The sequence below is a fragment of the Actinoplanes sp. M2I2 genome, from assembly GCF_023544445.1.
Lineage (GTDB): Bacteria > Actinomycetota > Actinomycetes > Mycobacteriales > Micromonosporaceae > Actinoplanes.
Map to the genome: position 1 here is coordinate 362,863 of NZ_JALPVJ010000004.1, position 13,148 is coordinate 376,010.

Annotated in this window: 15 protein-coding genes; 8 read left to right on the forward strand and 7 right to left on the reverse strand. The window is 71.5% G+C overall.

Annotation, left to right across the window (positions count from 1 at the left end):
• Positions 1-2 precede the first annotated feature (2 nt).
• Both HJC40_RS09670 and HJC40_RS09675 read left to right on the forward strand, forming a co-directional pair.
• Complete coding sequence (locus tag HJC40_RS09670; protein WP_250000471.1) at positions 3-815, forward strand: HAD-IIB family hydrolase; 813 nt, start codon at positions 3-5, stop codon at positions 813-815.
• Entirely contained in the window at positions 815-1,615 is an 801-nt protein-coding gene (locus tag HJC40_RS09675) for an HAD family hydrolase (protein WP_250000474.1), read from the forward strand. The genes HJC40_RS09670 and HJC40_RS09675 overlap by 1 nt, the downstream gene beginning before the upstream one ends.
• A gap of 13 nt (positions 1,616-1,628) precedes the next feature.
• Here HJC40_RS09675 and HJC40_RS09680 read toward each other — a convergent pair whose 3' ends face one another.
• Together HJC40_RS09680 and ddaH are read right to left on the reverse strand one after the other, a co-directional pair.
• Positions 1,629-2,207, reverse strand: a complete 579-nt coding sequence (locus HJC40_RS09680) for a bacterial proteasome activator family protein (protein WP_374271434.1) — start codon at positions 2,205-2,207, stop codon at positions 1,629-1,631.
• Positions 2,208-2,267: 60 nt separating this feature from the next.
• The gene (ddaH, locus tag HJC40_RS09685; RefSeq protein WP_250000478.1) at positions 2,268-3,095 is read right to left on the reverse strand and encodes a dimethylargininase; all 828 of its coding nucleotides are present in this window, start codon (positions 3,093-3,095) and stop codon (positions 2,268-2,270) included.
• A gap of 67 nt (positions 3,096-3,162) precedes the next feature.
• Here ddaH and HJC40_RS09690 point away from each other — a divergent pair, with 67 nt between their 5' ends.
• Both HJC40_RS09690 and HJC40_RS09695 read left to right on the forward strand, forming a co-directional pair.
• Positions 3,163-3,633, forward strand: coding sequence for an Lrp/AsnC family transcriptional regulator (locus tag HJC40_RS09690; RefSeq protein ID WP_250000481.1), 471 nt, complete (start codon positions 3,163-3,165; stop codon positions 3,631-3,633).
• Between the two features lie 99 nt (positions 3,634-3,732).
• Positions 3,733-5,604, forward strand: coding sequence for a beta-propeller domain-containing protein (locus HJC40_RS09695; RefSeq protein WP_250000483.1), 1,872 nt, complete (start codon positions 3,733-3,735; stop codon positions 5,602-5,604).
• A gap of 83 nt (positions 5,605-5,687) precedes the next feature.
• Here the strand turns inward: HJC40_RS09695 and HJC40_RS09700 are convergent, their stop codons facing one another.
• From HJC40_RS09700 to HJC40_RS09710, 3 genes are read right to left on the reverse strand one after another with little or no spacing between them, the layout of a single operon-like run.
• The gene (locus tag HJC40_RS09700) at positions 5,688-6,776 is read right to left on the reverse strand and encodes a hypothetical protein (RefSeq protein ID WP_250000485.1); all 1,089 of its coding nucleotides are present in this window, start codon (positions 6,774-6,776) and stop codon (positions 5,688-5,690) included.
• A 58-nt stretch (positions 6,777-6,834) separates the two neighbouring features.
• On the reverse strand, positions 6,835-7,134 hold the full coding sequence (locus tag HJC40_RS09705) for a DUF6457 domain-containing protein (protein WP_374271519.1): 300 nt from the start codon (positions 7,132-7,134) through the stop codon (positions 6,835-6,837).
• 52 nt (positions 7,135-7,186) lie between these two features.
• Positions 7,187-7,786: an NTP transferase domain-containing protein gene (locus tag HJC40_RS09710; RefSeq protein WP_250000489.1), complete on the reverse strand. Its 600-nt coding sequence runs from the start codon at positions 7,784-7,786 to the stop codon at positions 7,187-7,189.
• A gap of 138 nt (positions 7,787-7,924) precedes the next feature.
• Between HJC40_RS09710 and fdhD the strand changes: the two genes are divergently transcribed.
• Entirely contained in the window at positions 7,925-8,803 is an 879-nt protein-coding gene (gene fdhD / locus HJC40_RS09715) for a formate dehydrogenase accessory sulfurtransferase FdhD (RefSeq protein ID WP_250000492.1), read from the forward strand.
• Positions 8,804-8,823: 20 nt separating this feature from the next.
• On the opposite strand, the gene HJC40_RS09720 is transcribed toward fdhD, so the two are convergent.
• Both HJC40_RS09720 and HJC40_RS09725 read right to left on the reverse strand, forming a co-directional pair.
• On the reverse strand, positions 8,824-9,819 hold the full coding sequence (locus tag HJC40_RS09720; RefSeq protein WP_250000494.1) for a DUF4192 domain-containing protein: 996 nt from the start codon (positions 9,817-9,819) through the stop codon (positions 8,824-8,826).
• A gap of 95 nt (positions 9,820-9,914) precedes the next feature.
• Positions 9,915-10,418, reverse strand: a complete 504-nt coding sequence (locus HJC40_RS09725) for a GNAT family N-acetyltransferase (protein WP_250000496.1) — start codon at positions 10,416-10,418, stop codon at positions 9,915-9,917.
• A 56-nt stretch (positions 10,419-10,474) separates the two neighbouring features.
• Between HJC40_RS09725 and HJC40_RS09730 the strand changes: the two genes are divergently transcribed.
• From HJC40_RS09730 to HJC40_RS09740, 3 genes are all read left to right on the forward strand, one after another.
• Positions 10,475-11,356: a fructosamine kinase family protein gene (locus tag HJC40_RS09730; RefSeq protein WP_250000499.1), complete on the forward strand. Its 882-nt coding sequence runs from the start codon at positions 10,475-10,477 to the stop codon at positions 11,354-11,356.
• Positions 11,357-11,429: 73 nt separating this feature from the next.
• The gene (moaA, locus tag HJC40_RS09735; RefSeq protein WP_250000747.1) at positions 11,430-12,470 is read left to right on the forward strand and encodes a GTP 3',8-cyclase MoaA; all 1,041 of its coding nucleotides are present in this window, start codon (positions 11,430-11,432) and stop codon (positions 12,468-12,470) included.
• Between the two features lies 1 nt (position 12,471).
• Positions 12,472-12,720, forward strand: coding sequence for a MoaD/ThiS family protein (locus tag HJC40_RS09740; protein ID WP_250000502.1), 249 nt, complete (start codon positions 12,472-12,474; stop codon positions 12,718-12,720).
• Positions 12,721-13,148: the final 428 nt, after the last annotated feature.

Sequence of the window (13,148 nt, forward strand, 5' to 3'; positions counted from 1 at the left end):
CGATGACCAAGCCTGGACTCCCTAAGCTCATCGCGACCGATCTCGACGGCACCCTCGTCCGCAGCGACGACACCGTGTCCGCGTATACCCACGAGGTCCTCGGCCGGGTCCGGGCCGCCGGCATCCGCGTCGTCGGCGCCACCGGTCGCGGTCCGCGGCTGACCAACCTCACCCGCAACGACATCCGGGACGCCGACTTCCTGGTGATGGCCCAGGGCGGGTGGGTGCTCGACCAGGCCGAGTCCGCCTATCTGCTGCGCTCGCGGCTGCCCGGCGCGATGCTGAGCCGCGTGCTGACCGAGCTCGAGGCCGAGGTCGGTCAGCTCTCCGTCATGGTCGAGGCGTTGGAGCACGACGACTCGCCGCTCTGGGGCGACTACGACCCGACCTGGCGTTACCCGGTGGTCGTCGAGAAGCGCAGCCGCGCCGACTGCTGCACCGGTGACGTGATCAAGGCCTTCGCCCGGTCCCTCGCGTACGACGTCGACGAGTTGCTCGCCGTGGCCCGGCGGGTCGTCCCGCCCGAGGTGGCTTCCGTCACCCAGGCCGGCCTGAACTACGTCGAGATCTGCCCGGCGAACGTGGACAAAGGCACCGGTCTGGCCGTGGTCGCCCAGGCCGTCGGCGTCGACCCGGCCGACGTGCTGGTCTTCGGTGACATGCCCAACGACCTGCCGATGTTCGCGTGGGCCGGGTGGGGACGGGTGGCCGTGGCCAATGCCCACCCGGAGCTGCGGGCGGTCGCCGACGAGGTGACGCTCACCAACGACGAGGACGGGGTGGCGGTCTATCTCGACCGGCTACTGTCGAGGTGATGTCCTCGCCTTTTCAGCTCGTCGCCAGTGATATCGACGGCACGCTCATCCGCACCGACGGCACCCTGAGCGCGCGCACCATCGAGGTGCTCGACGCGCTCCCGGTGCCGTTCGTCATCGTGACCGGCCGGCCGGTCCGCTGGCTCCGGCAGCTTTTCGACCAGATGGCCGCGCCGGTGCCGGCGATCTGCGCGAACGGCGCGGTGATCTACGACCCCGAGCGCGACGAGGTCCTGCGGGCCGACCCGCTCTCGGCCGACCTGCTGCTCGACGTGAGCAAGCGGCTGCGCGAGGCGATTCCCGACATCGCGCTGGCCGTCGAGGTCGAGGACGGGCGCGCTTTCTGGTACGAGGAAGCCTGGCCCGTCCGCTGGGAGAACGAGGGAAAGTCCGTCCGTGTCCTCGCGACCCCCGAGGAGCTGACCTCGGCGCCGGCCGTGAAGCTGCTGGCCCGCTCGGCCAACCACGGTCCCGACGACTTCTTCGAGCTGGTGAGCCGCACGCTGGGCGACATCGCGACGACGACCCACTCGTCGTCGAGCGCGCTGGTCGAGATCAGCGCGGCCGGCGTGACCAAGGCGGCCGGGCTGGCCTGGCATTGCGAGCGGCACGGCGTCGACAAGTCCGAGGTGATCGCGTTCGGCGACATGCCCAACGACATCCCCATGCTGACCTGGGCCGGCCGGGGGATAGCCATGGGCAACGCGCACCCCGCCGTCAAGGAGGTGGCCGACGAGATCGGCCCCACCAACGACGAGGACGGGGTGGCGCGTTACCTGACCGACCTCTTCGAGCTTTAGAGGTCTTCGAGCTTTACAGGTACTGCCCGGTGCGGCCGTCGCCGGCGTCGCGCGGGCCGGGCTGACCGGGCATGCCGGGCAGCGCACCCATCGGCAGGGCGGGCCGCCCCTGGCCGCCGCGCATCTGCTCGAGCTGCAGCCGGGCCGCCATCTGCTGAGCCACCAGCGCGGCCTGGATGCCGTGGAAGAGACCCTCGAGCCAGCCGACCAGCTGGGCCTGGGCGATGCGCAGCTCGGCCTCGCTGGGCGGGGTCTCACCCTCGAACGGCAGGGACAGGCGCTCCAGCTCGTCGCGCAGCTCGGGCGCCAGGCCGTCCTCGAGCTCGGTGATCGACCGCTGGTGGATCTCCCGCAGCCGGCCCCGGCTGGCCTCGTCGAGCGGTGCGGCCCGGACCTCCTCGAGCAGCTGCTTGATCATGCTGCCGATGCGCATGACCTTGGCCGGTTGCTCGATCAGATTGCCGGGTTCCTCGGGGTTGACCGTCCCGTCGGCTTCCATGGTTCCGAGCGGACGCCCGTCCGGGCCGACCACGATCACGGAACCGTCGTCGGGCTTCTCCACGGGGTGTTGTTCGTCGGTCATGTGCTCCATCTTCCCGCACGGCCTCCGGTCATCCGCCAGCACCCATGGTTTGTTTCACGGTGTCCACGATCACTGCCGGAGCTCGGCCACCACGCACTTCACACTGCCGCCGCCCCGCTTGAGCTCGGAGAGGTCCACGTGCACGGGCTGGTAGCCGGCCGCTCGGACCTTGTCGCCCATCGCCGTCGCCTCGGTGTTGAGGACCACGTGGCGGCCGTCGCTGACCAGGTTGAGCCCGAACGCCTCGGCGTCGGCCCGGTCGGCCAGCACGGCGTCCGGGAACAACTGGGCGAGCACCCGCTGGGACGCCGGCGAGAAGGCGCCGGGGTAGTAGGTGACGTGCCGGTCGTCGAGGACGGCGAGCGCGGTGTCCAGGTGGTAGAAGGCCGGATCGACCAGCCTCAGCGAGACCACCGGGCGGCCGATCACCTCCTGGGCCTCGGCGTGCGCGGCCGGGTCGGTGCGGAAGCCGTAGCCGGCCAGGACCAGGCCCCCGTACGCCCCGGGCAGGTACGCGAAGTCGCCTTCGCCCTCGTTGACGTGCACCGGCCCGGCGAACGTCCAACCCTGGCCGGCGTAGAACTCACGATGCGCGTCGGCCTCGGCCCCCCGCTGCGGGAACCGGAAGCGGGCGCCGTAGACCACGCCGTCCACCGAGAACGCGCCGTTGGCCGCGTAGACCATGTCGGGCAGGCCGGCGACCGGGTCGAGCAGGTGCACCCGGTGGCCGAGGTCGCCGAGCGTGTCGCGGAGCATCTCCCATTGCTTGAGGGCCAGCGCGGCGTCGACCGGGACGGTCGTGTCCATCCACGGGTTGATGGCGTACTCGACCGTGAAATGCTGCGGAGGGCACATGAGATATGTCCGGTTCCGCGGCTGGCGCTGCGTGTGGTTCATGAGCTAGAGCGTAGGTAGGCTGCGATGCACGAAACAGCCAGAAATCTTGTCCGTTGGGGGCGAATCGTTGCAACTGGACGCCGTAGATCAGCGAATCATTGCGTTGCTCATGGCCGACGCGCGATCGTCGTACGCCGAGATCGGCGCGCGGGTGTCCCTCTCGGCGCCCGCGGTCAAGCGACGGGTCGACCGGCTTCGATCCCGCGGCGTGATCAAAGGTTTCACCACGGTCGTCGAGCCGTCGGCCGTGGGCTGGACGACCGAGGCGTTCGTCGAGCTGTTCTGTACGGGCCGGACCACCCCGGCCCAGATCACCGTGGCCACCCGGCGGCATCCCGAGGTCGTGGGGGCGTACACGGTGTCGGGTGAGGCCGACGCCCTGGTGCACCTGCGAGCAGCCGACATCGGTCACCTGGAGCAGGTGCTGGAACGGCTGCGCGCCGAGCCGTTCGTCACCTCGACCCGCAGCATGATTGTTCTTTCCCGGCTGGTCGAGACGCCCACCCCCGTTCCGGCCCCGGAGTTCCCAGCTCGGTAACTACCGGCCCAGTAATTTCCAGCTGTTCCCCGGCTCGGGAGTTCGCGGCTCCGGGGTGACGCCGGGAACCCCTTCGTCGATGGGCGCGTCCAACCCGTCATGTCGCGTCGATCCTGGCTCCTGACCGTGCTGGCCGTCCTGCCGCTGGCCGGTTGCACCGCGTCCGCGCCGTCCACCGGATCACCGTCCACCGGGTCCTCATCCACCGGGTCCTCGCCGGTCGCCGCCCCGGCGCTCAAGCTCGTCGCCTTCGACTCCTGTGATCAGCTGGGGAAGGAACTGCGGGCCGCGGCCGAGCGAAGCCACGTCGCGGCTCTCTCGCTCCCGGGCGCCGGGCGCCGGCTGACCGCCGAATCGACGCCGGAGCGCGCGGCGGCCGCCGGCGGCGCGCCGTCGGCCTCGTCCTCGACCAACGTGCACGAGGCCGGGATCGACGAGCCCGACATCGTGAAGACCGACGGGCGGCGCATCCTCGCCATCTCGGGCGGCGTGCTGCGCGTGATCGACACCGCCACCCGCCGCCAGACCGGTCGGCTCGATCTCGGCCTGGAAGCGGTCGACGAGGCGAAGCTGCTGATGGCCGGCGACCACGCGCTGGTGCTGGCCGACGGCGGTCACCGCTCTCCGTTGCGCGACGACACCCGGATGATCCGGCCCGGGAACGGCCGCTCCGAGGTGTTGCTCGTCGACCTCTCGAGCGGGACGCCCCGGCTGCTCAGCCGCTATCGCGGTGACGGCCGGCTGGTCGACGCCCGGCAGCACGGCACCGTGGCACGCATCGTGATCAGCAGCAGCCCCGATCTCGAACTGCCGTACCGCGGCGAGCCCGAACCCGAGAAAGCCAAACAAGACGACCGGGACGCCATCGCCACCGCGCCGATCGAAGCGTGGCTGCCGGACTGGGAGATCACCACCGGCGCCACGACGGCCAAGGGTCGGCTCGACTGCGCGGCGGTGAGCCGGCCGGAGTCCTTCTCGGGCCTGTCGATGCTGCGGGTGCTGTCCTTCGACGTCGGCGCGGCCGTGCTCGGCGACGGCGATCCGGTCGCGGTGGTCGCCGACGGGGACGCCGTCTACGGCAGCGCGGACAGTCTCTTCGTCGCGAACAACCAGAGCTGGCGGATGACGATCACCGCCACCGACACCGGCCAGGTCGCACGCCCGGACGGCACCGACATCTACCGGTTCCGTCTGCCGCCGACCGGCCGGCCGGTCCACGTGGCGTCGGGCAAGGTGCCGGGCCGGCTGCTCAACCAGTACTCGATGTCCGAGTGGGACGGTCACCTGCGCGTGGCCACGACCAGCTGGCAGGACGACGCCTCGGCGGTGCGGGTGCTGCGGGAGAAGGACGGGGCGCTGGTCGAGGTCGGCGCGGCCGAAGGACTCGGCCGGGGTGAGCGCATCTACTCCGTACGGTTCCTCGGGCCTCGCGCCTATGTGGTGACCTTCCGCCAGACCGACCCGCTCTACAGCCTCGACCTCGCCGTGCCGGAGAAGCCGCGGGTGACCGGCGAGCTGAAGATCAACGGTTACTCGTCCCACCTGCAACCGGTCGGCGACGACAGACTGATCGGCATCGGCCAGGAAGCGACCGATGCCGGGGTTCCGACCGGCACGCAGATCTCCCTCTTCGACGTCGGCGACCCGGCCGCGCCGAAGCGCCTCGACCAGCATGTCGTGGCGGGCGGCGCGTCGGAGGCCGAGTCCGACCCGCACGCCCTCCTCTGGTGGCCGGCGACCGGTCTGCTGGTGCTGCCGATCGCGGACGCCAAGACCGACGGCGTGCTGGCCCTGCGGGTGACCGGCGACCGGCTCGAGCGGGCCACCCGGCTGGCCCCGCCGACCAGGGACGCCGGGCCGATGCGCCGGGCCGTGCTGGTCGGCGACGTGCTGTGGTCGATCAACGAGCGCGGTCTGCTCGCCTCGAACGCGTCCACCCTGGACCGGCTCGCCTGGGTCGCCCTGACCTGAGCGACCCCCCGATACCAGGGCTTGTCCTGCCCGGCCCGCACTCAGCCCCGCGTGGCCGGCAGGGCAAGCCCTGCCGGGCTCGCCTACAGATACATCCCCGTGCGGTGGTCGTCGGTCGGCTCCTTGGCCGGGGCCGGCTTGTCGCCCTCACCGAAGAAGCGCTTGCCGCCGAACTCGCCGTGCAGCCGGTCGTCGAGCTCGTCGGCCAGGCCGGTCATGACCTGCACGGCCAGCATCAGGTGGGTCGCCTGGAAGTTGCGACCGAACACCGGGATGGACGCCCACACCGTGTCCTGCGCGCAGTAGAGCCGGCCGATCGGCATGCGATTGGTCAGCTCGGAGAGCTTCACGTAGAGCAGCTCGGTCGGCTCGACCTCGGTCAGGATCGGCGAGAACACATCCACCAGCGGCGGGTTGTCGCGCACCCGCACGAAGACCATGGCCGACCCGGCCCGGATGCCGATGTCGCCGTCGGCGTCCACCTGCAGCTGGTCGACCGTGGTCTTGGACATCGTGGCGACCACCGTGCGGACCCGCTCGTCCAGCGGGACCACCTCGTCGGCCGCGTCGGCCAGCGCGGCCGCCAGCACACCGTCCTCGGCCAGGTCGTCGAGGCTCAGCTCGTCGTCGATGCTGGGCTCGTGCCGGGCGGTGGCCAGCGGCACGGTGTCGATGGGCTCGTCGTTCTCGTCGTGCACCAGGTAGACGAGGAACGCCGGATGCGGCGCGCCGTAGACGTCGCGCAGCGTGCGGGCCACCACGGTGGCGAGCCGGTTGGAGTTGTCCTGAGTGGAGCTGAGGCCGAACGAATCGCCCGAGCCCGCCAGCACGCCCGGCGGTGACCAGCCGAGCGCCACCAGATCGGCGATCGAGGCCCGATCCATCCGATAGCCCTCGGGCAGGCCCGCGTTGCCGATCGCCAGGGCCTCGACCACACCGCCCTCCCGCACCCGCATGCTCACCGAGTAGACGGCGGTGCCGGTGCCGGACGCCGTCGGATCGAGTGTCAGATCGACGTGCGCCCCCGCGGCGAGCGTCGGAAGCAGGCCGGACAGCGCCCGCGCGAACTCCCGCCAGGCCTCGCCGACCTTCGCCCTCAAGTCGGCCGTGGTGGGCTCGTCGAGGAGCACACCGTCGGTGGATTCGCCGCCCTCGGCGCTCTGTGCCGTCATGATCGTCACCTCCGCTTCCGCCACCCTATCGAGCGGCGTCCGCCCCCTCGCGCCCCTCTCAGGGGATGGGCTGTTCTCCGTCGCCCTCGAGGCCCCCACCGGACGCGGCCGGCGGGGGCGCGGCGGCGGGAGGTGACCAGGCCCGGGCCAGGTCGCTGAGCCGGTCGGCCAGCTCGGAAGGGTCGGCGCCGCGGCCCACGGCCAGCCCGAGAAGGTAGGCCGTCACGGGAGCTCCCGGCCGCACCACCCCGTGGGCCACGTCGCGGGCCAGGTCGAGCACCAGCCGGGTCGGGATGTCACCCGGATCGACTCCGGCCTCCCGGCCGGCCGCGGCGACCCAGGCGTCGAGCTCGTTCACCACGTCCACAACCGGCGGCGACCAGCCGGCAACCCGGTGAGGTGGCGCCGGCTCACCGGGCCCACTCCTCGGCGGTGCGCAGGTCGTCGTCGGTGTCGCAGTCGAACCAGGGCGGCGGTCCGGCGCGCCGCCAGGACACCTCGGCCACCCGCAGATGGTTCATCAGCTCCCGCACCGAGGCGCCGTCGAGGTTGCCCCGGGCCTCGGCCAATTGCTCGATCGCGGCCCGCAGCGCGGCCGTCCGCCAGACGCCGCAGAGCATCTGCCGCCGGCCCTCGGCGTCGCGGTAGACCGCGCCCTGCATCGGCGCCGACTCGGCGGTCAGGCGCAGCACGTCGATCGCCTCGCCGGTGAGCAGGGGCAGGTCGGCGGCCAGCAGAGCCGTGTAGGTCACGTCCGTGGGCACCAGGGCCAGCCCCGCCGCGGTGGCCGCCACCGGGCCGCTGCCGGGCGGGTCCTCGCGGGTGGAGTGCACCTGGACGGGCAGGTCGGGGGGCACCCGGCCGACGACGATGCGCGGGTCGGCGTCGTGCACCGCGGCCAGCACCCGGGTCAGCATGGATTGCCCGGCCACGGTCAGGGTCGGCTTGTCCGCACCGCCCATTCGCCGCGCAGCTCCGCCGGCCAGCACCACCGCCGCATATCCCCCCACGTACGTACCGTATCCCGGCCGCGTGTCGGGCGTGACCGCGCGCTCAGTTACCAGTCGTGGATCACTTCGTGTCCCGGTGGTATCGCGCCGCCCCTCCCGTGCCGAGCCGGATGCCGCCGACCGGCCTACGCTCGACCCATGGCGAGGACGATGACCCGGCGGCCGGTCGTGAAGATCAACCTGGACGCGACCGGTGATCCCCGGCGCCGCCCGGACGATCTCGCCGCCGAGGAGCCGCTCGAGATCAGAGTGCGCAAGGAGCCGCTCGCGGTCACCATGCGCACTCCCGGCCACGACATCGACCTGGCGATGGGCTTCCTGCTCACCGAGGGTGTCATCAGCGCCGCCGACGACGTGGTGACGGCGCAGCTCTGCGCCGGCACCGACACCCCGAACACGTACAACGTGGTCGACGTCGTGCTCGGCGCGGACGTGCCGCCGCCGGTCACCGACCCGAGCCGCAACTTCTACACCACCAGCTCGTGTGGTGTGTGCGGCAAGGCCAGCATCGACGCGGTCCGCACCCGGTCGCGCTTCGACGTCTCCGCCGACCCGCTCCGCATCCCCGCGACCACGCTGGCCGACCTGCCCGACCGGCTGCGTTCGGCCCAGCGCACCTTCGACCGCACGGGCGGGCTGCACGCGGCCGGCCTCTTCACCGCGGCCGGCGAGTTGCTGGTGCTCCGCGAGGACGTGGGCCGCCACAACGCCGTGGACAAGGTGATCGGCTGGGCGCTGCGCGAGGGACGGCTGCCGCTGACCGGGCACGTCCTGCTCGTGTCGGGCCGGGCCAGTTTCGAGCTCACGCAGAAGGCCTGGATGGCCGGGATTCCGCTGCTGGCGGCGGTGTCGGCGCCGAGCACCCTGGCCGCCGAGCTCGCCGACGAGGCCGGCATGACGCTGGTCGGCTTCCTGCGGGGCCGGAGCATGAACGTCTACGCCTCGGCTCAGCGCGTCACCGTCGAGCCGGCTGAGGCACGGACACCGGCCGGCACCGGCGACGGCTCCCGCGCTTAGCCCGTACGAAAGGGAAGTTTTCACCGGGACCGGCCTCGGAGGGTGACCGGCGGCGGGGTGAAGTCCTCGACGGCTTCGTGGCTGATGCCGGCCGCGAGCAGGCGATCGAGGATCCAGGCGAAGCGGTGCCGGGGATCGTGGCGCAGCGCCCGGTCGACCGCGACCCGGGCGAGGGAGCCCAGACCGGCCCGCCAGGCCGAGTAGCCCAGGAGGGCGGCCGGCCCGGGCACGAACGGGGCTTCGACCCGGCGCGTCACCTCGGTCCACTGGGTGACTCGCCACGGCTCGTCGGAGATCCGGTTGAGCGCGTAGTCGAACACCGACTCATCGGCGACCAGCGCGCCGAGCACGGCTGTCTGGTCGAAGGTGAGCGAACGGCCGGCCGCGTACGTTCTCTCGCCGAGTCGCACCGCGGAGTGCCCGGCCCGTTCCAGCAGGGCCTCGGGGCTGCGACCGGGCGCGAAGAACCGGCCCAGCCGGATGCTCACCTCGGCGGTCGCGGCGGCCATCCGCCGGCGATCGTCACCCTCGACACTCGCCACCCGCGCGGCCAGCGCAGCCCGGTCGGGCAACGCGACCTGACCCTGGTAGATCGCCGCCGCGGCGACCGGGTTGTGCGGGGAGGGCACCGGGTGACCGTCCGGTGGGCAACAGTCCGGTTCGGGGCGGTCGAGGCACCACCAACGTCCGTCGGTGATTCGCAGTCTGTCCCGGACCGCGAGCCCACCCCGGGCCAGCGCGGCGCCGAGGGTGTCGATGGTCCGGTCGACCGGGTCGGGCGGACCGAAGCCGAGGAGCGCGATGGTCTCCACGGGCTGACGGCTGACCAGCGGAGCCAGCCAGTCGACGCCGTCGGAGCCGGGCGGCGGCAGGTCGTGCCGTCCGGCGAAGCTCACCCGGCGGCCGGCCATGCCGATCACGACGATGCTGTCGGCCGGGTGGAAGCCCAGCAGGTAGGGCGTCACGGCGATGAGGTCGGCGGGGGTGCGGACGACGATCGAGCACTCGGGGTTCATGCCGGGCAGCGTGGCCCGACGGGCTTCCTCCGCGAGTGCCAAGCGTCCGGCCTGTGGATGACACGCGGGTTGTCCACAGGCCCGCTGTCAACGCTTCAGGAGCGGAACGGGAGCTCGTGCAACTGAAGACCTTCCTGCTGCCACCCGTGCTGCGCGCGGTTCAGGTCGAGCGTCAGCTGGAACGACGAGACCACGTCGTAGCCGGCCGCGTGCAGACTGCGGATCGCATCCACGTTGCGGGACTCGGGCGAGATGGTCAGCGCGGTCAGGTTGCGGCGGCGTGCCTCGTCGGCGACGTGCCGCAGCAGCTTGCGGCCCACGCCCTTGTGCCGGTGCGAGGCCGTGACCACGACCGGCTCGACCTCACCGGCCAGCCCACGGAGCACCAGTCCGACCAGCCCGATCACCCCGTCGTCGGCATGGTCGGCCACCCACAGCCCGCCCAGGTCGAGCCGGGTGAGGTACTCCTCGAAACCCTCACCGGCGTCCTCGTCGGGCACGCCGTACATCCGGTTGTGCTGATTGGTCAGCTCGGACCACAGGCGACGGCCCGCGGAGTGGTCACTCGGCCGGTACGAACGCACTGTGACAGGGCTCATGCCGACATTTTGACTCCGATTCCGGACAGGCGTAAGCCGAAGCGGAAGATAAGGCGGTGGATCTGGCGTACCTGCGCGCGCACCCGGAGCACCTCCCGACATTTCTCACCCATCAGCGCATCCGGGAGACGCCGGTGAGCGGTGGCAACGTGTCCACGGCCAGCCGTCTCACGCTCGACGACGGCGCGTCGGTCTTCACCAAGACCTGGCCGTCCGGGGCAGCGCCGGAGGGCTTCTTCGCCGCCGAGGCGTCCGGCCTGGCGTGGTTGCGCGAGGCTGGAGTGCCGGCGCCCGAGGTGATCGTCGCGCTGCCCACGATGATCGCGACCGAGTGGATCGAGCCGGGCGAGCCCACTCCGGCGGCGGCCGAGCAGCTGGGGCGTGACCTGGCCCGCCTCCACCGGGCCGGCGCCGACGCGTTCGGGGCGGCCTGGGCCGGCTACATCGGTCCGCTCGGCCTCGACAACACGCCCTCTCCGGAACCGTGGGGGCGGTGGTTCGCCGAGCGCCGGCTCCTGCCGTACCTGAAGGTCTCGGTCGATCGCGGTGCGCTCTCAGCGACGGAGGCGGCGCTGGTCGAGCGTGTTCTCCAGGGCCTTGAGACGTACGCCGAGGGCGAGCCACCCAGCCGCACGCACGGCGATCTGTGGCCGGGAAACATCCTGTGGGGCGCCGACGGCCGAGCCTGGCTCATCGATCCGGCCGCCCACGGAGGCCACCGGGAGACCGATCTGGCCGAGCTGACCCTCTTCGGTGGCGCACCTCACCTGTCGTCGATCATCGGCGCCTACGACGAGTCCTACCCCCTCGGCGACGGCTGGCGGGAACGGGTGCCGATGCACCAACTGCACCTCCTGCTCGTGCACGCCGCCGCGTTCGGGGCGGGCTATCGCGGGTCGGTGCGTTCGGCCGCGGAATCCACCCTCCGAGCGCTGTGATCGAGTCGCTGTCCACAGGCGGAGTTCGGCTGGCGACGTCGGCCGGGAAAGCGGATAGATTCGATCCGTGAGCATGCATGAGAGATCGGCAACCGCTGGGGGCGGGGTGATCCCGCTCGCCGACAGGTTCGGCCGAGTGGCGACCGATCTGCGTGTCTCCCTGACCGACCGCTGCAATCTGCGCTGCACCTACTGCATGCCCGAGGAGGGCCTGGCCTGGCTTCCCCGCGATCAGCAACTGACCGACGACGAGGTCAATCGGCTGATCCGGATCTCGGTCGAGACGCTCGGGATCAAGCACGTCCGGTTCACCGGCGGGGAGCCCCTGCTGCGGCGGGGTCTGGTCGGCATCGTACGGGCGGCGGCGCAACTGGAGCCCCGGCCCCGGCTGATGCTGACGACGAACGGCATCGGTCTCGAACGGCTCGCCGGTCCGCTGCGCGACGCCGGGCTCGACCGGGTCAACGTCTCCCTGGACACCCTCGATCCGGAGCGCTTCAAGGCTCTGACCAGGCGCGATCGGCTCGCCGACGTGCTCCGCGGGCTCGAGGCGGCGGCCGCGGCCGGGCTCACTCCAGTCAAGATCAATACGGTGCTCATGCGGGGCATCAACGACGACGAGGCGCCGGCGCTGCTGCGGTTCGCGCTCGACCACGGCTATCAGCTGCGCTTCATCGAGCAGATGCCGCTCGACGCCCAGCATCAGTGGGACAGGCACCAGATGGTCACGGCCGACGAGATCCTGGCCGACCTCGAGCCCTACGGTCTGCTCCCCGATCCGGTTTCACGTGGAACAGCGCCGGCCGAGACCTGGCTCATCCCCGGTCACGTCGACGCCGCCGGGGAACCGGCCCGGGTCGGGGTGATCGGCAGCGTGACCAGGCCTTTCTGCGGCGATTGCGACCGCACGCGGCTCACCGCCGATGGCCAGGTGCGCAACTGCCTGTTCGCCACCGACGAGAGCGACCTGCGCAAACTGCTCCGCTCCGACGTCGGCGACGACGCCGTGGCCGAGGCCTGGCGGGTCGCGATGAGTGGCAAACGCGCTGGTCACGGCATCGACGACCCCTCGTTCCTGCAGCCGACCCGCCCCATGTCCGCCATCGGAGGATGACGTGGCGACCCTGACCGTTCGCTATTTCGCCGGCGCGCGAGCCGCCGTCCAGGGCACACGCAGCGAGGTGGCCGAGGCGGCCTCGCTGGAAGAGCTGAAGCAACGGCTGACCGACCGCCACGGCGAACGCCTCGGCGTCGTCCTCAAGGCGGCCAGCTTCCTGGTCGACGGCCTGGCCTGCCACGATCAGGCGGCGCCTTTGCCGGCCGACGCCACGATCGACATCCTGCCGCCCTTCGCCGGCGGCTGACCCCAACCTGCGGCGCGCCGAGGCTGCTCGGCCGCACGGGGTGCGCATCGAGGCTGGCTGGCCGTATCTGGCAGCGCGTCGAGGTCGGTCGCAACGGGCGAATCGGCTGGCCGTGGCCGTGACGTCAGCGCAGCTTTCGCTACATTCGCGGCCGCTTGCCCGGGGGCGGACAGAACACCGATAATTTTGAGCCGCAGATTGCCTGTGTCCGGCCCGAGAATGCGCACCTTGAATCGGTAGAAACTGGCGCGAAAACCCTGGGATTTCGTCGACGCTGTGGCTGTTTCGGAGCGGGGCTGAAGCCTGTCGGCGACTGCCGGACCGGCCTTCCGAATCCGGGACGACCGTCGATGGGCCGTCCGGGATTGAGCGACTGAATTCTCTTTAGTTCCGGGGGGGGGCGGTGGGTGACCGTGGCGGCATCGGGA